Source organism: Caldivirga sp. (genome assembly GCF_023256255.1).
In the GTDB taxonomy this organism is placed as follows: Archaea; Thermoproteota; Thermoprotei; order Thermoproteales; family Thermocladiaceae; genus Caldivirga.
In genome coordinates this window covers 1-18,363 of sequence record NZ_JAGDXD010000028.1, presented here as the reverse complement: position 1 = coordinate 18,363, position 18,363 = coordinate 1, and the positions used below count along the sequence as shown (strand labels likewise).

The window sequence follows — 18,363 nt, the reverse complement described above, 5'->3', positions numbered from 1 at the left end:
AGAATGTCTTATTCTAATCAAGCAGGCGGTGAGGATAATATTCCGCTTAAGGTAATTAAGGAAATAAGCTTCAATGTCCTTTCACCTGATTTAATACGAAAAATGTCTGTAATGGAAGTAACAACCTCAGAGACATATGATGAAGCCGGTAACCCAGTTAAAGGCGGGTTAATGGATAGGAGGCTTGGTGTTGATGAACCTGAGGCTAGGTGTGAAACCTGTGGTAATGACTGGAGGAGGTGCCCTGGACACTTTGGTAGAATTGAGCTAGTTAGGCCCGTTGTTCATCCTGAGTTCGTCAAGCCTATTTACGACATACTGAGGGCAACGTGCCCTAATTGCGGAAGATTAAAGTTAACTGATGAGGAGTATAAGAAGTACTCGGAAAGGATTAGGAAACTTAAGAAGCATTGGAGGGCTCTCTCAGATAGGTTAATTCTTAGGGTTAAGAAGAGGGCGGCTGCTAGGTCAACATGCCCACACTGTGGTGCCCCTCAGCCTAAGATTAGGCTTGATAAACCATTCAAGTTCTACACCGAGTCTGAGGATGGTAGGTTAACTAGGCTTGATCCAGTTAACATAAGGGAGTGGCTTGAGAAGGTGCCTGATGAGGACCTTGAGTTACTTGGCTGGAATCCCTCAACGGCTAGGCCTGAGTGGGCTGTCTTAACAGTACTACCTGTACCACCACCTCAGGTTAGGCCGTCAATACAGTTACCTAGTGGCCAAACCAGTGCAGATGATTTAACACACGCGTTAACAACAATACTTAGGTATAATGAGAAGCTTAGGAATGCCATAGAGTCTGGTTCACCCACAACCTCAATACTTGATCTTTGGGACTCACTTCAAGCTAACGTTGCGACATACATTGATAATGAGTTACCAGGTGGTATTCAGGCTAGGCATAGGAGCAAGAGACCACTTAAGGGTATTGCCCAGAGGCTTAAGGGGAAGGAGGGTAGGTTTAGGGGTAGTTTATCAGGTAAGAGGGTTGAGTTCTCGGCTAGGACTGTAATTAGCCCTGACCCTAATTTAAGCATTAATGAGGTTGGTGTACCCATTGATATAGCTAAGGAGCTTACCGTTGTAGAACCGGTCACTGAGTGGAACATTGATTTAATGAGAATGCTCGTAGTTAATGGACCTGAGACTTGGCCTGGGGCTAATAGGGTTATTACACCTGATGGTAAGAAGATTGAGCTTAAGGTTAGGAGAGATAGAAGTGAGCTAGCTCAGCAAATTCAACCTGGTTGGATGATTGAGAGGCATCTAATGGATGGTGACTACGTCCTCTTCAATAGGCAGCCAAGCCTCCATAAGATGTCGATAATGTGCCACATAGTTAAGGTACTGCCTGGTAGAACCTTCAGGCTTCACTTAGCAGTATGCCCACCATACAACGCTGACTTCGATGGGGATGAGATGAATCTCCACGTCCCCCAAACCCCTGAGGCTAGGGCTGAGGCTAGGACAATAATGCTTGTTCAGAACTTCATAGTAACCCCAAGGTACGGTGGCCCAATAATAGGGGCTAGGCAAGATTACATAACTGGAGGTTATTTACTCTCAAGGAAGGGTAATGTATTAACTAGGGAGAAGGCATTATTCATACTTGGTGCGGTTAGGGAAAATGTGCAACTTGAGGAACCAGCCATAATGCACCCTGTGGAGCTTTGGACAGGTAAGCAATTAATATCAACCCTACTGCCTAAGGACTTCAACTTCACTCAAGCAACATCATTCAAGTCAACGTGCAGTGATCCATATAGGTGCGATACTGATGAATACATCGTGGTAGTTAATGGTTACCTAGCCACTGGTGTACTGGATAAGAAGTCCATTGGCGCTGAGCAGGTTGATTCACTACTTCACGTATTGGTTAAGAGGTATGGTAATGAATTCGGTAGGAGGTGGATTGACTCAATGTTTAGGTTAATAATAAGGTTCATTGACATAAGGGGCTTCACAATGGCCCTCGATTCCCTTAACCTACCTGAGGAGGCGATGAGGAAGCTTGATGAGGTTAAGAACACTTACATTAAGGAGGCCTATGAATTACTCAATAGATACTACAAGGGTGCGCTTGAGGCTGAGCCCGGTAAGACAATTGAGGAGACCCTTGAGGATAAACTTGCTGAGACATTATCGAAGATTAGGGAGGAGGCATCCAAGATAGTTGATGATTACATGAATAAGGAATCTGAAGTTTACATAATGGCTAAAACAGGCGCTAGGGGGAGTCTACTAAATGCCGCACAAATGACCGCTGCCCTAGGTCAACAGACAATAAGGGGTGAGAGGTATAGGCGTGGTTTTACTGACAGGACCCTACCGCACTTCCTACCTGGTGATAAGGGTCCTGAGGCCAGGGGTTTCGTTAAGAGTAACTTCAGGGATGGGTTATCTCCAATAGAGTACTTCTTCCACGCAGGTGGTGGTAGGGATGGGTTAGTTGAAACTGCAGTGAGGACTTCCCAGAGTGGGTATGCGCAGAGGAGGCTGATTAACGCAATGCAGGACATCTACGTGGCCTATGATGGTACTGTTAGGGATTCACAGGATGCAATAATTCAATTCAGGTATGGTGAAGATGGTATTGATGTTTCTAAGAGTGACCATGGTAGGTTAAACATAGATGAGATAATAAGGAGGGTGATGACAAGTGGCTGAGCAGTATTTGAGCCAGGAGGAGGTTAAGTCAAGGATTGAAACCCTTAAGGAAGTGTTACCCAGTAGGCTGGTTAATGAACTGCTTAATAGGTTGAATAATGTTAAGTTATCTGATAGGCAACTTGAGAGGGTTATGAAGGCTATCGTCGCTGAGTACTATAAGTCGATTGTTGACCCAGGTGAGGCAATAGGCATAGTTACGGCTCAAAGTGTTGGTGAACCATCAACCCAAATGATACTGAGAACATTCCACTACGCTGGGTTAAGGGAATTCTCAATGGCTCTAGGCTTACCTAGGTTAATTGAGATAATTGATGCTAGGAGGAAACCCCAGGTACCTAGGATGACTATTTACCTTAAACCAGAGTACGCTCATGATGAGGAGAAGGCTCATGATGTTGCTAAGAGGATACAGGTAATAACTATTGAGAATTTGGCTAAGAGCGTTGATGTGGATTACTTCAACTCAACAATAATAGTAACCCTAGATGAGGATGCGTTAAGGTACAGGGGATTAACGGTCAATGATGTTAAGAAGGCGTTAGATAGAATTAAAGGTAAGGCAGGGGAAATAACAGTTGAGGGTAATACGATTAGCATAACTGTTAATGCCCAGGAGGTGTCGGCATTAAAGAAGATGAGGGATAAGATTCTTCAAACTAAGGTAGCTGGCATAAGGGGGATTAAGAAGGCCTTAGTCATGAAAACCGATAACAATGAGTACGTAATATACACTGAGGGAACAAACCTGGAGGCAGTACTACTACTGGATGAGGTTGACTCAGCAAGGACAATATCACACGATATACATGAGGTGGCTGAAGTTCTCGGTATTGAGGCCGCTAGAACCATGATAATGAGGGAACTAAAGGCTGTGTTAGATGACCAAGGCCTAGATGTTGATACTAGGCACCTAATGATGGTTGCGGACGTAATGACTTGGGATGGTAAGGTTAGGCAAATTGGAAGGCATGGTGTGGCAGGCCAGAAGGTTAGCCCATTAGCTAGGGCAGCCTTTGAGGTAACTGTGAAGAACCTGATTGAAGCAGCCTACATGGGTGAAAGTGAGAAGTTTAAGGGGGTTGTGGAGAACATTATATCAGGTAAGTATGTGCCAATAGGCACTGGTTACGTTGAGTTAATGCTTGAACACCCATAGGAATCTTCCCTATTCATAGGTTTTATTGAATTAGATTAAAGTCTCATAATCTATATGCTTAATGATAATAAGGTTTACTAAATAATTAACTTAACTAGACTTTCATTCATTTCACTATTGTTTTGAAATAAATCTTATAAGCATTTAAATTTATAAAAGTGGTATGGCTTCCACTATGGTTACGATTAAGAAGGCTGATCCAACAGCACTTGGAATATTCTCCTACGGGTTCAGCCTGTTCATACTATCAATATACGCCATGGGCTTCTACCCATGGAGTGAAAGCATAGTTATGATTGCCCCAGCGTTAGTATTTGGAGGGGTCTTTCTACTCGTTGCCGCTAATTGGGAGTATAATAATGGTAATACCTTTGGTGCTACGGCGTTTGGCACGTACTCAGCGTTCTTTTTAACATTCGCAGTTGCCCATATGGGTATTGTAGCCGGTTGGTTCTCCTCATTGGAGGTTGCTCACCTAGTTGGATTACTTGCAGTGGCGTTTGCAATAATGACATTCTTCTACTGGGTAGGTAGCTTTAAGATGAACCTGGCATTAAACTTAACTCTACTACTCCTACTAGTAACCTTCATACTCTACGCAATACCACTCACATCCCTATCATCATCAATGACTACTGTAATGGGTAAAATACCTGGTGCTCTTAAGCCTGCAGGCTACATTGGCTTCATAGATTCGTTATTCACAATGTGGGTTGGGGCAGCAACAGTAATAAATGATAGGTGGGAATTAGCAGGATTGAAAGGACCCATACCAGTCTATCCATTTGCTAAAAGAAAGGGTAAGTAAACGCCTAATTCATGAGAACCTGCTTAAAACCCTCATTAATCCCTTACTGGTTAAGAAAACATTATTATCCTTCAGAGACACATAACCCTGATCAATCAGTGATTTCAAGATGCTATTCACTAGACTTACCTCACTATTAATTATCTTAGCTAACATACTCACGCTTATGGCCTTATTTTCACTAACCGCGGACTGCATGAATAATGCAAGCAGTACCCTCTCCTCAGGCCCAGCCACACCCATACCTAGTTTCTCTAAAACCCCTTTATAACTGTTTAAACAAATCGTTTCTCCCACTGTAAATGATGGGGGATATTAAATTAATGCGCTTAGCTTACATTAATGAATATTTGCCTACTTAACCTACTTCACCCTTCATTAATTATAGTGAATTAACGTAGTACCTTAGCTGCCTCACGGTGTATTGGATCAAGGAATTGATAATCCTTAATAATACTTAATTCCTCCAGTCTATTAACTACCCGCGTTAATGATGACTTAGGTATAGTTTCACCAGTCTCCTCCTCTACGAAACGCCTAACACCACTCCATGATTTAGCACCATTAGCTATAGCCCTTAAAACCAATTTACCTCTCCTAGCTGACCTCCTACCTCCTGAACCTCATCAAGCACGATAATAAACCGCCAAGCTCCTCCAGTAGGCCTAGTAGGTTAATGGAATTCTGCCCACGCCACTTAAGACTAACACTAAAACCCATGATACTTACACCTCTTATACTCATTAAGTAACCCTTAAGTTTACTTAAACCCTCAGAAAGACCTTGAGCTAACCTCTCATATAAGTCTAATTGAGTGTTAACCCCACGAAGATCAACATAAAAACCATTATACGGCTCAAGAAAAGCCTTTATTAAGGAAGTTTTACCAATGCGCCTAATACCAAGAACTAATGTAAGCGGTCTATTCATCATTTTATCTAAAAAATCAAGTTCCTGCCTCCTATCATATAGTTCATTCCTGGAGCTTTTAGGCCTTGGGTCAAAAAGGTTCCACGCCGGAACTTTAAACCTATCCTCATTAAATATTGAAAATTCACATAAATATTGTAAATAAGGACTAAACACCTTAGCAAGGTTTAATAATAACCTCATTAAATTAGCCCCCATAAAGGAACCCAGTGAACTACATAGCCTAGGAAATATGCATTAAGATGCAATGGTTATTGATGCTTGCTTCCAATGCGAAAGGTTTTTAAATTGCGTGTCTAATTTTCAGACACGCAGACCTCTAATGCCTGTGGGCCCCTTAGCAATCATCAGGCTACTAATGGCTATTGATGATTTTGAGCGGGTTAAGGGTAGGTCACCGTATACTAGGGAGGTCCTGGATTTAATCCATGAGTGGGGGTATGGTGAGTGGATTATTCAAGCTGCTTATGATCTTGGCCTTATTGAAAGGTATGATGATTACTGCAGTAGGGATGTTAAGAGGGTTTGTAGATTTAATAAACTGAGTGATAGAGGTAGGAGGTTCCTAGAATCTGTTTCATTAATAATGTCATTGAGTGGGGTTAATGAGTGATGGTTAATTTCCTATATTTAATGTATTAAAGGTTTAAGGATTCTACATTTAAGGTAGGTCTGTAGCGCTTTTGCATTATTATTCGTCGTTTTTAATTTCTCTTAGTGTTGTTAAGTGGGTTGATGCTGTATGTGTAAGGCTTATGTACCTTGTGGTTAATGCTTGATTAGAGAGTGCTACTGTGAGCAGTTGTGAGGTAAAGGGAAGCACCCAATGAAAACCCCCATACCCCCAAAGAGAATTAACCCCATAGACTACACGAGGAGGAAAGAAGAAGTAAAGAAGTCAAGTAACTAACAACCACAATGAAGGCTGAACTCTTACTCTGGTGGGATTTCCTCGTAAACTAGGCTTAGTGGTATTCCCTCCTTATCCCTAATGTACTTAGCTATAGTGAATATTACCAAACCAATCACGAATATTACTGATGACTCAGCCAGCAGTTGCATTGGATTTCCTGTCACGTAAAGGTAGTACTGGGGTTGCGTTAACCAGTAGTATGCGAATATTAGTAGGAAAGCTAGGTAGATTGCCGTTAGGGGAATTATGAGAGCTTTACTTACCTTAAGTTTAGTGGCACCCTTAATGTATATGATTAAGGCCAGGAGCACTGAGACTATGAATGTGAAGACCAGTAGAATTAAGGCGTCAAGATCTAAGGCGTAAAGGAGCGCTGAACTGAAGGGTGTTAGGATTAGAATATACATTAAGGCTACCGTTACTGCCAAGTCAAATAAGTGGGCTACAATAGGTGAGTGGGTCCTTGGGTTAACGTAGGAGAATACTCCTGGTAAAACCCTATCCATTGAGAAGGCTAACAGGTACCTTGATACCTGAATAATGACCCCTGTGACTGGGGCAATATACCAGAGTACTGATGAGTATGCTAATGCCACTGCTATGGGCGTGTGTATTAATGCTAAGTCGGCGCCTGGGTTAACAAGAATGAAGCCATCATCTATCCCGTATGCATTCATGTAGCTTGCACCAATGTAGAAGTTGACCCCAAGGCTCCTTAGAAACGAGACAACGAATAACGTGAAGAATAAGCCACCCATTACGAACATTCCAACAACACCAAGTAATGCCGTCACCCTATCCCTCCTAATCTCACCACCTATTGTGGCTGGGAAGTTAACGTATGCCCAAACAGCCGTTGTGAACGAAGCCATACCAAGTACACCATACACCCCACCCACTGGTGAAGCCTTATTGGCGTTTACTAAAGCCTCAACGTAAGCTGACCCTAGGGAACCTTTAATTAGGCTTTCTGGAAGTAAGGCAATGTACACTGCTGAGGCTATGAAGGTTAATAGGGCTACGGCCGATATAACCATGAATATTGTTAAGCCAGCCCTGGCTGACGCAACATTCACCATTATCAACACTACCACTAATGCCACGGCTATGGCAAATTCATACCTTGGACTCACTATGATGCTTGCAAGTGGATTACCTAATGCTTGAAGGACCATGCCTAATTGGCTTATTGAGAAGTACACTAATACTGCATCGTAAAGCATCTCGCCAATAGCGAAATTAAACCAAGCTGCGAAACCCACTGGTGGGTTAAGCCTGGAGAAGTAAACGTAGTCGCCGCCAGTCCTTGGGTATTGGCGGGTTATTAAGTACCACATAATTACCCCAGGTATGAACATTAGCCATGAGGCAATTAATGCTACATAGGCTGCATTACCCCCACCGTATAGGTATATTCCAGTTAAGTACACGAATGGTACTATTAGGAAGCCATTATAACCCATGCTTACTAATAATGCCTTAAGCGGCCCAACCTCCCTTACCAAGCCTGTGCTTTCCCTTGTGAAGAGGCTCATGCACCGACACCGCTTAGGAAGGCTTCAATAACATCCCCAATTTTAACCCTGTACCCTGAATCATTAAGGGCCTTGGCAAGCGCCGTTAAGGTACTGGTCATTATGCTTAAGGAGGCTGTGTAGCCCATGTGCCCAATTCTAAGCACCTTCCCCCTTAATGGCCCCCAGGAACCAGCAATGAATGCACCATACTTTAATGCAGCTTCCCTAACCTTAACGTCACTTAAGCCGTTAGGTGCATAGAACGCCGTCACCGTTGGACTTGAGTAATCCTCTGAGTCTGGCACTAGCTTAAGGCCCATGGATTCAATAGCCTTAACTACACCGTGCGCTATTGACCTATGCCTACTATATACGTTGCTTAACCCCTCCTCATTAATCATTTTCAATGACTCTACTAGACCATTTACTAACGGTTCACTGTGGGTATAGGGGAATTCCATTCTCTCCACTGCATCTTTCCAATACCTAATGTTTAGGTAGAAACCCTTGTAGTTGACTTTCTCTATTTCACCCCAAGCATCATCACTAATTGCCAGTATTGTTAAGCCTGAGGGTAGGTTAAGTACCTTTTGACTACCCCCAATGAGTATGTCAATACCCCACTTAACGTCTATGTTAACGCCACCCATTGACGACACTGCATCAACAATTAGAAGTTTACCCTCAGATTTAATCACCTTGGCTAATTCCTTTAAATTATTCAATGTACCACTTGGGGTTTCACAGTGAACCATTGTAACTACCTTAGCCTCCTTAGCCTCATTTCTAAGGAATGAAGCAACCTTATCTGGGTCAAGAACAGTACTGTAGTTAACTCTGTGGAGTAATGGAATGCCACCGTATGATGAGACCAGGTCTGAGAATGCGTCGCCGAAGAAACCGTTACTTAAGACAGCTACCTTATCATTACCCCTTATTAAATTAGCCACCGCAGCCTCTAGGCCGCTCATGGCTTCACCAACCCATATGACAATGTTCCTCTTCTCAGTACCAAGCATGTTAGCTAGCATTAACCTAGCCTCATCATAAAGCTTGAAGAATCCTGGATCAAGGTCAGGATTAGTGGTGCGTTTAGCTATAGCTAGGAGTATTCTGTGGGGTATTTCAGTTGGTCCAGGTGTTACTATTAGGGTGTCTGTTACTAGCATTAAAATGGGTGCAGCAGAGCTAAGTTAAGTGTTGTTTAACGTTAAACACTCAGCCCTTTAATTCAATTTTATAAATCCTTAATGGCTCCATGGCCTTAGCATCAACATAGATGTAGAAGATTAATGAACCAGGCACTATATACCTTATGTCCTCTACCGACATCTCAACTCTATCACTTGGCACCTTAGCTCCCGCTACTCTTAATGCTATTTCTGATTCCTTATTATTAAGCATGTTGAATATTTTAAGGCCTTGAGCGACGTAATCATTGAACTCATTGATGAAGGATTTAATGGGAACCTCAGTGAACTTTACTAGTGAGGTTTCCTCTTCAGTTAATATTGCGGGTGTGAACCAGTCTATTAGAAGTATTCTGCCCGTCTCCTTACCTGACTTCTTCTGCCTCTCCTCCAGTAACATTAGTTAGATATCTAATTGATTTGTTTAAAAGCTTTAAGCAGTGGTCTAATGAGTGTTATTGGGAAATATGATATCACTTTTATAATTATGAATATAGTGCACTCAGTATATTGTTATAAATAATCCTTATAAGACCTATTTACTAATCCATAGTCATGGTAGTTTCATTAAATCCCCTAAACCTACCCTTAGTAATACCATTAATTGGATTAGCCTATGCATTATATAACACTTACTGGGTTCTCTCAAGGGATCCTGGAGATGAGAAACTGAAGGAGATAAGTGACCTAATAGCCAAGGGTGCAGGGGCATTCCTTAAGAGAGAGTACAAGGTCATTTTCCCAACAGGGCTTATCCTAATGCTGACGATAGGTGCAACATATTACCTACTCTTTCACTCATTATCATTAACCGCTTTTTCAATGATGTCATTCGCCCTCGGAGCCTTGGGTAGTGGATTAGCGGGTTATATTGGAATGTACGTTACGACTAGGAGCGCCTCAAGAACTGCCGCCGCGGCTAAAAGGGGTATTAACGAGGCCCTTAAGGTTTCCTTCAGGGCTGGGAGCGTCATGGGTATTATACTAGCTAGCATAGCAGTATTAACGGTTTCATCACTTTACATAGCCTACTCCACCTTAACTAGGGATTGGGCCATTGCAATAGCTCCTGTAGCCCTTGGTGCAAGCCTAATGTCACTCTTCATTAGGGTTGCAGGGGGTATTTACACTAAGGCTGCTGACTGGGGTGCAGACATGGTTGGTAAGGTTGAGTCAAACATACCTGAAGACGACCCAAGGAACCCAGGAGTCATAGCTGATAACGTTGGTGATAATGTGGGTGACGTCGCAGGCATGGCTAGTGACGTTTACGAGAGTTTCATAGTTGTGCTCACTGGGTCACTTATACTTATTTCAGTGTTTAATATACCTAAGGTGTTCGCGTCACTGATGTTGTCAATAACATCACTCGTACTCCTCTCAACGCTAATAGGCATACAGGCAGTGAGGGGTAGGGTTAATGGGAGGGACATTGCCTTAGCATCAATGAGGAAGCTGGGTAACTCCCTAATAGTGACTGTACTCATTAGTTCAATACTCATTATAGCGTATTCAATGTTAATAGTTAAGCCACCGGAGGCCATGGCCCTTTCAGTTAGCGTAATAATGGGCTTCATAACTGCAGTAGCGGTACTATACATAACCCAGTACTTCACCCACTACACTTACGAGCCCGTTAAGGATATTGCTAGGCAAGCATCATTATCAGCATCAAACGTAATAGTTGCAGGTTACTCATATGGCCTACTGAGCGCCACACCAGTTATACTGATAGTTGCAGTGGCACTTGGGGTATCGTTTTACCTCGGCTACATCTACATACCAGCCTCAATGCCTATTGAGGGGGGCATAATGGGTACTGCCTTAGCGTCTGTTGGATTACTGAGCTTAGCTGGCATAGTTATTTCGCTGGATTCGTATGGGCCAGTTAGTGATAATGCTAACGGGTTAGTGGAAATGGCTGGACTTGGCGGTGAAACGAGGATGGTGACTGATGCCCTTGATGCAATAGGGAACACTTATAAGGCTACAACAAAGGGTTATGCAATAGCCAGCGCTGGCTTGGCCTCACTGGTCTTATTCATAGGCTTCATTTACGAGGCAATTAGCTACAGTACCCCAAGTGATAATGGTGTTTTAACAGCTGCATTAAACTACCTAAACGTGATTAACCCACTGCTACTAGTGGGTATATTAATGGGCGCTGTCTTGGTTTACGTATTCTCATCAAGATTGCTCATAGCCGTGGGTAAAGCTGCCTCGGAGCTTGTTGAGGAGATTAGGAGGCAATTCAGGACGAAGAGGATTCTTGAGGGTTTAGATAAGCCTGACTACGATAAGGCAATAGACATTGCTACTAGGCATGCCTTAAGGGAATTCATGGCTCCAGCATTACTGGCTGTAGCAATGCCCATAGTGGTTGGCTTAACCCTAGGTTGGGTTGCCTTAGCCGGCTTAATACTAGGTACCATAATAGTTGGGTTCCCTAGGGCTTTACTAATGGCTAATGCTGGTGGCGCATGGGATAACGCTAAGAAACTTATTGAAGCAATGCTTGACCCTGAACTTGGAGGTAAGGGTAGTGTAGCCCATAAGAACGCTGTCATTGGTGACGTAGTGGGTGACCCATTTAAGGATACTGCAGGCCCATCCCTAAACCCATTAATAAAAGTAGTTAACACAGTATCAATAGTGTTTGCACCGGCGGTGGCAATAGTGAGCGCCGTAAACCCAGTAGCCCACCTAGGCTACCTAATACTACTGCTTATCCACCTAGCTTAATGACCGTTAATATTTGTTAGAAATACATTTTAATCCTGAACCAGGTGGTGAACCCATGGGGACTAGGATAAGTAAACTGGGTATTAGAAAGGTTTTCACAGGTAGGGGTGATTTAACGGTTGAGGTTGAGGTGCATCTTGAGGATGGGTGGGGTAGGGCTATTGCACCAGCAGGCGCATCAAGGGGTAAGCATGAGGTTAAGTACTTCCCGGATGATGGCGTTGATGCAGCGATAGACGTATTCAAGAGGTGGGTTGAACCAAGCCTAATAGGTATGGATGCGGTTAACCAGGTTGCGGTTGATAAGAAACTTGAGGAGGTTGATGGAACCTGGGACTTCTCTAAAATAGGGGGGGCTGTTGCTGTAGCAACCTCAATGGCTAATGTAGTGGCGGTGGCTGATTCAAAGGGGTTATGGCCATATCAAGTTATTGGTGGTTCACTGGCTAACGTAATACCATACCCATTAGGCAACACTATCGGTGGTGGTAAACACAGTAGGGGTCTTGGGCCTGATTATCAAGAGTTTTTAATCCTACCCTATGGTGCGCCGGACATATACACTGCCGTGTACACTAACATGGAGGTTCATAGGGAGGTTGGGAAGATACTTGCTAAAGAGGACCCAACATTTGCTGGTGGTAGGAATGATGAGGGTGCGTGGACGGCTAAAATATCCACTGATAAGGCCCTTGAGGTGCTTAGTTCAGCGGTTAAGGAGGTTTCAAGGAGATTAGGTGTTGAGATTGGTTTAGGTATTGATGCCGCATCATCAAGCATGTGGAATGGTAAAGCCTACGTATACACTAATGAGGGGAGGGAACTAACGCCAAAGGAGCATTTTGAGAGAATAAGGGGCATAATTGAGAAGTACAACCTAATGTACGTTGAGGATCCATTCCATGAGGAGGATTTCCAATCCTTCGCTGAATTAACGGCCTTATTTAAGGATAGGTTAATTGTTGGTGATGATTTATTCACAACAAACCCAGATAGATTAGCAATAGGTATTCGTGAGAAGGCTGCTAATGCCGTTTTAATTAAAGTTGACCAGATAGGTACAGTGACAAGGGCTCATGAGACCGTTAGGCTCGCATTAAATAATGGATACAGGATAGTGGTTTCACATAGGTCTGGTGACACTGAAAGCGGATTACTAGCGCACATAGCAGTTGGCTTTAAGGCCCCTATAATCAAGACTGGTATAATGGGTAGTGAACGTGTCGCCAAGGCTAATGAACTGCTTAGAATATGGGATCATTTAGGCGGCGTAGCCAGGATGGCTAAAATTAAGTAATGTTTTTAACTAACTGTGTGAGTTAGTTCTCATGTCAAGTAGGAGAGTGGTTACAGTTAAGTATGATGCTAAGGGTGAGCATTTCGAGATAATCGTTGACCCTGACCACGCCCTTGAATTTAAGCTAGGTAAACCAATTAGTTTAGATAAAGTCCTCATAACTGACACCGTATTTAGAGATTCAAAGAGGGGATTAAGGGCATCTGAAATAGCCCTTAAGAGAGTCTTTGGTACAACTGATCATAGGAAGGCTGCTGAGATAATACTAAGGAATGCTGAAATACCGTTAACTTCAGAACAGAGGAGGAGGCTTATTGAGGATAAGAAGAAGCAGATAATAGACTGGATTAGTAGGAATTGCATTGACGCTAGGACTAAGGCCCCCTTACCACCCCAGAGGGTTGAGTTAGCCTTAAATAATGTAGATGTAACCATTGATCCATTTAAGGGTGTTGATGAGCAGATTAATGATGTGTTGAAGGCCCTTCAAAGAGTCATACCCATAAAGGTCGCTGTAGCCACCATGGAGGTAACCGTTGGTCCTGAGCATGGGCAGAGGGTTAAGTCAGCCTTAGCCAGAATGGGGAGGATACTTAAGGAGCAGTATGATGATTCAGGCAACTTAATTCTCCAATTGGAGGTACCGGCGGGACTACAGGATACGGTTATCGGAAAGGTTAATGAGATAACCCATGGGGAAAGTGAAGTTAAACTACTGGGTGTATCAACTTAACTTTGAATATGGTTTATAAAACGGCTTAATTAAACGGTCTCAGTGTCAGTCAGTAAGTTTGACATAATGCCCATTAGGATTTATGGTACAGCTAGTATAGGCGTCTACATGGCAACTAACGACGAGTACGCATTAATACCCATGGATTCCCCTGAGAAGATTGATAAGCATGTTGAGGATACCCTCAAGGTTAAGGTAATTAAGTTGACAATAGGCAGATCCCCACTCCTAGGGGTCTTCACGGTCATGAACAATAATGGCGTATTAGTACCCTCAATAATTAGGGATGAGGAGCTTGACCAGTTGAAGAGGTCATTAGGGGACTTAAACATTGCTGTTTTACCATCTAAGTATACCGCTATAGCTAACTTAATCCTGATTAATAACAAGAGGGGGCTAGTGTCGCCAATAATTGAACGGGAGTACGTGAACTTGATCAGAGATAACTTAGGTGTTGAACTTGAGATTAGGGATATTAGGGGATTATACATAATCGGCTCCCTAGCGGTGGTGAATGATAGAGGCGTGTTAATCTCCCCTGAGGTTGATGAAGAGGATGTTGGCTTCCTAAGGGACTTCTTCGGTTTAAGGGTAGGCGTAGGTACAATAAATAGGGGTATTAGCCTAATTAGGAGCGGCATGATTGCCAATAATAAGGGTGCGGTAGTTGGTGACTCAACCACAGGTTTTGAAATGATGAGGATAACGGAGGTTTTGGGTTGATTACTACATTTATTCAGGACGCCCATTAATCTTCACTTCCTCTGACTACCGTCATCTCATCATCAATCAACACTACCTAACGCCTCGATTTAAACCTTAACTATACGCGCGGAATTAAAGTAGTTATAATGAGTGTGTAAAACCCATTTAATCAAGTACCCTAACAACAGTACCAAGTATTTCAGCCCTTCCCCCCGTTGGCCTAGCAAGTAGGTTACCGCAGACTAGGCACCTAACCTCCACTGTGGCGTGATCGAATATTATCTGCTCATTACCGCATTGGTTGCACCTAACTCTAATGAACCTTGACCTAGGTGCTGGTATTAGCACACTCCTGAAGTTGGGCATATCATCCATGTAGCCCCATGGGTTTATAAAGATTACTTAACAGCTCTACGTGGCCACACTAATGGTGGTTCATGATTAATTTGCATCATTATTAGCTTAAAATCAACATTATTTAAATGGAGATTAACCTTGATACTCAACCACTACTGAACCATCCTCACGCTTAGTTACCTTAACCTTAATTTTCAATGGAGGCTTTTGAATACCCCTACTCCAAAGTATGTTGTTTAGGCTTTCATTTAACTTAACCTTATCCTCATCAACCTTAACATGCCTAGCCACCACTCTCTTAATGAACCTAGCCGCGTAGGGTGCCCTTATTCTTCTTGATGCATCCTTCACATCCTTTAGGTTTATTGTGAGTATAACCTCGTTAGTTGACATTCAATCACCCTAACTTAAGCTTAACCCTCCTCCAATTCCTACGCTTAGTGTTGTACGTAACCTTTCTGTCTGTTTTAACCATAACCCAGGCTGGCGGATTCCTATTTGACTTCCCTGCGGACGCCAGCCTGAGCTTGAAGCCAAGTGGCTTATGGGTTGCCATATCATTCACCTAAACCTTATCCTGTACTCCCTCCTGGTTTGGCTGTAGACCGTTTCCAGTATCTTTTTAAGTTCTTCGTCAGTTATAGGAACCTTAATCCTACCTGACTGGGCTAGGGCAATTAACTGATTCTCAATGGACTCAACGAGCTCAGGTTTAACAAGCCTAAGGTTATCAAGCCTACTCCTAGCCTCAGGAGTTAAAATAACCCTTATAATAGCCCTCTTCTGAGCCTCCTCAGCTCTCTTCCTTTCCTCTTCCTCTGCCTTACGCTGAAGCTCCTCAAGCTTCCTCCTTCTAGCCTCCTCAAGCTCATCCTCACCCTGAATATTTTCCTCATCGTCGTAGTAACTCATACATCACTAAGTTGCGCATTGGCTTTAAAAACCTACTGCACCATTAAGTTAAGGTTCCATGACCAGTGTTCTGAATCTAAGGATTTTTCAATAGTAAAGTACTTCCCAATTTTACTAACTAAAAAGCATAAATAATAATTATGGCTATAGTAATTCACTCTAAGGATGTGTATGTTTACATACTTAAACACAAAATATATATTATATATCAATATAGTGTGTTAAATAAAGTAATTAGAAAACTTTATAAAGCCATATCAATAATACCCTCTGGTGAACTATGTGAGTTCCATATTTGGAATGCCGATGCAGTCAATATTCTTGCAGGATACATTAAGGATCCTTAAGAGAGCAATTGAGATAGGGGGTTTCGACAAGATTATTTACGATTACTTATCCAGGCCAATGAGGGTTATTGCAGTATCAATACCAGTTAAGGTTAATGGATCAGTTGAAATCTTTGAAGGTTATAGGGTTCAACACAATAATGCCCTTGGTCCATTTAAGGGAGGCATTAGGTTCCACCCAGAGGTTACCTTAGAGGATGACATGGCATTAGCAACCTTAATGACCCTTAAGAATAGTTTAGCCGGGATACCATACGGTGGTAGTAAGGGCGCCGTTAGGGTTGATCCAAAGGCACTTAAAACTAATGAACTGGAGGAGCTGTCCAGGGGGTATGTTAGAGCATTATACAGCTTCATAGGTCCTGACATTGACATCCCTGCACCGGACGTTGGCACAAACCCGCAGATAATGGCTTGGATGGTTGATGAGTACAGTAAGATAGTTGGAAAGAATGTACCTGGAGTCTTCACGGCTAAACCAGCTGAATTATGGGGTAATCCTGTTAGGGAATACGCCACTGGCTTTGGTGTAGCCATTATGGCTAGGGAAGCGTGGAAGAATCTGTTTAACGGAGATTTAAATGGAGTTAAGGTGGCTGTTCACGGCTTTGGCAATGTCGGCAAGTGGGTAGCCTACTGGGTGAGCAAAATGGGGGCTAAGGTTATTGCAATAGCAGACATATCGGGGACTGTCTATGATCCTAATGGTATAGATGTTGAAAAAGCCATGGAAATCGTAAGTAAGACTGGTAAAGTAGTTAATTACCCCAATGGTCAAAAACTATCACCAGAGGATGCATTATACGTGAATGCGGACGTACTGATGCCATGTGCAATAGAGGATACGATTAGGGCTGACAACGTATCTAGGGTTAAGGCTAAGTTAATAGTGGAGGGCGCTAATGGTCCAACAACCCCTGAGGCTGAAGAATACTTAACGAAGAGGGGGGTAGTGATAGTACCTGATATTCTAGCTAATGCAGGTGGTGTAATAATGAGTTACCTTGAGTGGGTTGAGAACCTTCAATGGGTTACCTGGAGCGAGGAGGAGACGAGGAGTAAACTTGAAGGTATTCTTACTAATAACTTCAAGAGAGTCTTTGATGAATACGGTAAGATAAAGAGAGAGGGAATAACCATGAGGGATGCTGCAATAGTCACTGCAATAAGTAGGATAGAGAAGGCAATGAAGCTTAGGGGATGGATTTAAAAGAGCTTTTGATTTGAATTTAAGAATAAAATAATTCCTCATTACTCAGGCGGTATCTCCATGAATATTAACGAAATGTCTAACCCCTTTCTTGAGTTAATGTGCTTAGCTACGAAGTAAATAGCAACACCCACTAATACGGCAGCTATTTCAACGCCGTAAGCCAGCCAGTTACCACCCCATATTGATGGGTATTCTAGGAATTGGTAAGATATGTAACCCATGACCCCAACCATCAGTATGCTTGCCACAGCCAAGGTTACCCTAACACCCTTACTCAGTTTAATCCTGTTAAGGATGGCTGCTATTGCCGCTGCTGCACCAACCAGGGCAAAGTATATTAGAGCCTCAACTACTGCACCGTATAGGCTTGAAAAAGTATTATACAATGCCTCAGCTGCGGCTATTAATATAGCCGTTATGGCTAAGTCAAATAAATGCGCGTAAACTGGGCTCCTGAGACGTGGACTTACGTATGAGAAGAATTCCGGCAGTAGCCTATCAAATGATAATGCAAACAAGTAGCGCACTATCACTATTGCCCCATAAGCCAACACCGCTAGATACCATAGTACTGACCCCACTCCTATTATCCATGCTAATGCAGCGTTACCTGAAGCTACCATGGCAGCAGACCAGAAGTTAATGTAACCGTTAGTCATAGCCATTGTGGAGAATTTAAACCCCATTGAGTAGTACATTGCTGCGAAGCCGAGGGTCACCATGATCATTGATAAGACTGCGGACGTTGGTAAATTCCAGTTAATGGCGCGCTTAGTCTTTATCTCTGATGCTATTGCGGGCGCTGCCTGAAGCCATGGGTATATGTATATTGCGAAGAAGGGTAGCATCATTATTGTTGGGCCGAGT

19 protein-coding genes and 1 pseudogene are annotated in these 18,363 nt (G+C 43.0%); 9 read left to right on the top strand and 11 right to left on the bottom strand.

The window, feature by feature from the left end; translation table 11 throughout:
• The first annotated feature begins 3 nt into the window (after positions 1-3).
• The 3 genes from rpoA1 to Q0C29_RS04515 all read left to right on the top strand — a co-directional run bounded on the left by rpoA1 (position 4) and on the right by Q0C29_RS04515 (position 4,640).
• A complete protein-coding gene (rpoA1, locus tag Q0C29_RS04525; RefSeq protein ID WP_291999469.1) occupies positions 4-2,673 on the top strand; it encodes a DNA-directed RNA polymerase subunit A' in 2,670 nt (889 codons plus the stop codon).
• Positions 2,666-3,832 carry a DNA-directed RNA polymerase subunit A'' gene (gene rpoA2, locus Q0C29_RS04520; protein WP_291999468.1) on the top strand — a complete coding sequence of 389 codons (1,167 nt, stop codon included), beginning with the start codon at positions 2,666-2,668 and terminating at the stop codon, positions 3,830-3,832. Before rpoA1 ends, rpoA2 begins: the two co-directional genes overlap by 8 nt.
• A 163-nt stretch (positions 3,833-3,995) precedes the next feature.
• A complete protein-coding gene (locus Q0C29_RS04515) occupies positions 3,996-4,640 on the top strand; it encodes an acetate uptake transporter (protein WP_291999467.1) in 645 nt (214 codons plus the stop codon).
• Positions 4,641-4,649: 9 nt separating this feature from the next.
• On the opposite strand, the gene Q0C29_RS04510 is transcribed toward Q0C29_RS04515, so the two are convergent.
• The 3 genes from Q0C29_RS04510 to Q0C29_RS04500 form a co-directional block, all read right to left on the bottom strand.
• Entirely contained in the window at positions 4,650-4,883 is a 234-nt protein-coding gene (locus Q0C29_RS04510) for a hypothetical protein (protein ID WP_291999466.1), read from the bottom strand.
• A 149-nt stretch (positions 4,884-5,032) separates the two neighbouring features.
• Positions 5,033-5,227 carry a hypothetical protein gene (locus Q0C29_RS04505; RefSeq protein WP_291999465.1) on the bottom strand — a complete coding sequence of 65 codons (195 nt, stop codon included), beginning with the start codon at positions 5,225-5,227 and terminating at the stop codon, positions 5,033-5,035.
• A 22-nt stretch (positions 5,228-5,249) separates the two neighbouring features.
• Positions 5,250-5,753, bottom strand: coding sequence for a hypothetical protein (locus Q0C29_RS04500; RefSeq protein ID WP_291999464.1), 504 nt, complete (start codon positions 5,751-5,753; stop codon positions 5,250-5,252).
• Positions 5,754-5,892: 139 nt separating this feature from the next.
• Between Q0C29_RS04500 and Q0C29_RS04495 the strand changes: the two genes are divergently transcribed.
• Positions 5,893-6,183 (top strand): hypothetical protein, encoded by a 291-nt coding sequence (locus tag Q0C29_RS04495; protein WP_291999463.1) that lies wholly within the window; start codon positions 5,893-5,895, stop codon positions 6,181-6,183.
• A gap of 320 nt (positions 6,184-6,503) precedes the next feature.
• Here Q0C29_RS04495 and Q0C29_RS04490 read toward each other — a convergent pair whose 3' ends face one another.
• From Q0C29_RS04490 to Q0C29_RS04480, 3 genes are read right to left on the bottom strand one after another with little or no spacing between them, the layout of a single operon-like run.
• A complete protein-coding gene (locus Q0C29_RS04490; RefSeq protein ID WP_291999462.1) occupies positions 6,504-8,018 on the bottom strand; it encodes an APC family permease in 1,515 nt (504 codons plus the stop codon).
• Positions 8,015-9,169: an alanine--glyoxylate aminotransferase family protein gene (locus Q0C29_RS04485; RefSeq protein ID WP_291999461.1), complete on the bottom strand. Its 1,155-nt coding sequence runs from the start codon at positions 9,167-9,169 to the stop codon at positions 8,015-8,017. Before Q0C29_RS04485 ends, Q0C29_RS04490 begins: the two co-directional genes overlap by 4 nt.
• 49 nt (positions 9,170-9,218) lie before the next feature.
• Positions 9,219-9,590, bottom strand: coding sequence for a hypothetical protein (locus Q0C29_RS04480; protein WP_291999460.1), 372 nt, complete (start codon positions 9,588-9,590; stop codon positions 9,219-9,221).
• Positions 9,591-9,745: 155 nt separating this feature from the next.
• Here Q0C29_RS04480 and Q0C29_RS04475 point away from each other — a divergent pair, with 155 nt between their 5' ends.
• The 4 genes from Q0C29_RS04475 (at position 9,746) to Q0C29_RS04460 (ending at position 14,685) form a co-directional block, all read left to right on the top strand.
• A complete protein-coding gene (locus tag Q0C29_RS04475; protein ID WP_291999459.1) occupies positions 9,746-11,932 on the top strand; it encodes a sodium-translocating pyrophosphatase in 2,187 nt (728 codons plus the stop codon).
• Between the two features lie 55 nt (positions 11,933-11,987).
• Complete coding sequence (locus tag Q0C29_RS04470) at positions 11,988-13,229, top strand: enolase C-terminal domain-like protein (RefSeq protein WP_291999458.1); 1,242 nt, start codon at positions 11,988-11,990, stop codon at positions 13,227-13,229.
• Positions 13,230-13,260: 31 nt separating this feature from the next.
• The gene (locus Q0C29_RS04465; RefSeq protein ID WP_291999457.1) at positions 13,261-13,962 is read left to right on the top strand and encodes a ribosome assembly factor SBDS; all 702 of its coding nucleotides are present in this window, start codon (positions 13,261-13,263) and stop codon (positions 13,960-13,962) included.
• Positions 13,963-14,028: 66 nt separating this feature from the next.
• Positions 14,029-14,685 (top strand): translation initiation factor IF-6, encoded by a 657-nt coding sequence (locus Q0C29_RS04460; protein ID WP_291999637.1) that lies wholly within the window; start codon positions 14,029-14,031, stop codon positions 14,683-14,685.
• 147 nt (positions 14,686-14,832) lie between these two features.
• On the opposite strand, the gene Q0C29_RS04455 is transcribed toward Q0C29_RS04460, so the two are convergent.
• From Q0C29_RS04455 to Q0C29_RS04440, 4 genes are all read right to left on the bottom strand, one after another.
• Positions 14,833-15,033: a 30S ribosomal protein S27e gene (locus Q0C29_RS04455; protein WP_291765201.1), complete on the bottom strand. Its 201-nt coding sequence runs from the start codon at positions 15,031-15,033 to the stop codon at positions 14,833-14,835.
• Between the two features lie 123 nt (positions 15,034-15,156).
• On the bottom strand, positions 15,157-15,417 hold the full coding sequence (locus Q0C29_RS04450) for a 50S ribosomal protein L31e (protein WP_291999456.1): 261 nt from the start codon (positions 15,415-15,417) through the stop codon (positions 15,157-15,159).
• A gap of 4 nt (positions 15,418-15,421) precedes the next feature.
• Positions 15,422-15,580, bottom strand: a complete 159-nt coding sequence (locus Q0C29_RS04445; RefSeq protein WP_012185271.1) for a 50S ribosomal protein L39e — start codon at positions 15,578-15,580, stop codon at positions 15,422-15,424.
• A gap of 5 nt (positions 15,581-15,585) precedes the next feature.
• A complete protein-coding gene (locus tag Q0C29_RS04440) occupies positions 15,586-15,936 on the bottom strand; it encodes a DNA-binding protein (protein WP_291999455.1) in 351 nt (116 codons plus the stop codon).
• A 300-nt stretch (positions 15,937-16,236) separates the two neighbouring features.
• Here Q0C29_RS04440 and Q0C29_RS04435 point away from each other — a divergent pair, with 300 nt between their 5' ends.
• Positions 16,237-17,493, top strand: coding sequence for a Glu/Leu/Phe/Val dehydrogenase (locus tag Q0C29_RS04435; RefSeq protein ID WP_291999636.1), 1,257 nt, complete (start codon positions 16,237-16,239; stop codon positions 17,491-17,493).
• A gap of 41 nt (positions 17,494-17,534) precedes the next feature.
• Here the strand turns inward: Q0C29_RS04435 and Q0C29_RS04430 are convergent.
• Positions 17,535-18,363, bottom strand: a pseudogene (locus tag Q0C29_RS04430) (APC family permease); the annotation flags it as partial.

Bases quoted from the DNA above. Each gene is read 5' to 3' on its own strand.
- Q0C29_RS04440 (WP_291999455.1), bottom strand. From the start codon at position 15,936: ATGAGTTACTACGACGATGAGGAAAATATTCAGGGTGAGGATGAGCTT.
- Q0C29_RS04450 (WP_291999456.1), bottom strand. From the start codon at position 15,417: ATGTCAACTAACGAGGTTATACTCACAATAAACCTAAAGGATGTGAAG.
- Q0C29_RS04475 (WP_291999459.1), top strand. From the start codon at position 9,746: ATGGTAGTTTCATTAAATCCCCTAAACCTACCCTTAGTAATACCATTA.
- Q0C29_RS04460 (WP_291999637.1), top strand. From the start codon at position 14,029: ATGCCCATTAGGATTTATGGTACAGCTAGTATAGGCGTCTACATGGCA.
- Q0C29_RS04495 (WP_291999463.1), top strand. From the start codon at position 5,893: ATGCCTGTGGGCCCCTTAGCAATCATCAGGCTACTAATGGCTATTGAT.
- rpoA1 (WP_291999469.1), top strand. From the start codon at position 4: ATGTCTTATTCTAATCAAGCAGGCGGTGAGGATAATATTCCGCTTAAG.
- Q0C29_RS04480 (WP_291999460.1), bottom strand. From the start codon at position 9,590: ATGTTACTGGAGGAGAGGCAGAAGAAGTCAGGTAAGGAGACGGGCAGA.
- Q0C29_RS04465 (WP_291999457.1), top strand. From the start codon at position 13,261: ATGTCAAGTAGGAGAGTGGTTACAGTTAAGTATGATGCTAAGGGTGAG.
- Q0C29_RS04515 (WP_291999467.1), top strand. From the start codon at position 3,996: ATGGCTTCCACTATGGTTACGATTAAGAAGGCTGATCCAACAGCACTT.
- Q0C29_RS04485 (WP_291999461.1), bottom strand. From the start codon at position 9,169: ATGCTAGTAACAGACACCCTAATAGTAACACCTGGACCAACTGAAATA.
- Q0C29_RS04500 (WP_291999464.1), bottom strand. From the start codon at position 5,753: ATGAGGTTATTATTAAACCTTGCTAAGGTGTTTAGTCCTTATTTACAA.
- Q0C29_RS04435 (WP_291999636.1), top strand. From the start codon at position 16,237: ATGCCGATGCAGTCAATATTCTTGCAGGATACATTAAGGATCCTTAAG.
- Q0C29_RS04445 (WP_012185271.1), bottom strand. From the start codon at position 15,580: ATGGCAACCCATAAGCCACTTGGCTTCAAGCTCAGGCTGGCGTCCGCA.
- Q0C29_RS04490 (WP_291999462.1), bottom strand. From the start codon at position 8,018: ATGAGCCTCTTCACAAGGGAAAGCACAGGCTTGGTAAGGGAGGTTGGG.
- Q0C29_RS04470 (WP_291999458.1), top strand. From the start codon at position 11,988: ATGGGGACTAGGATAAGTAAACTGGGTATTAGAAAGGTTTTCACAGGT.
- Q0C29_RS04510 (WP_291999466.1), bottom strand. From the start codon at position 4,883: ATGGGTGTGGCTGGGCCTGAGGAGAGGGTACTGCTTGCATTATTCATG.
- Q0C29_RS04455 (WP_291765201.1), bottom strand. From the start codon at position 15,033: ATGCCCAACTTCAGGAGTGTGCTAATACCAGCACCTAGGTCAAGGTTC.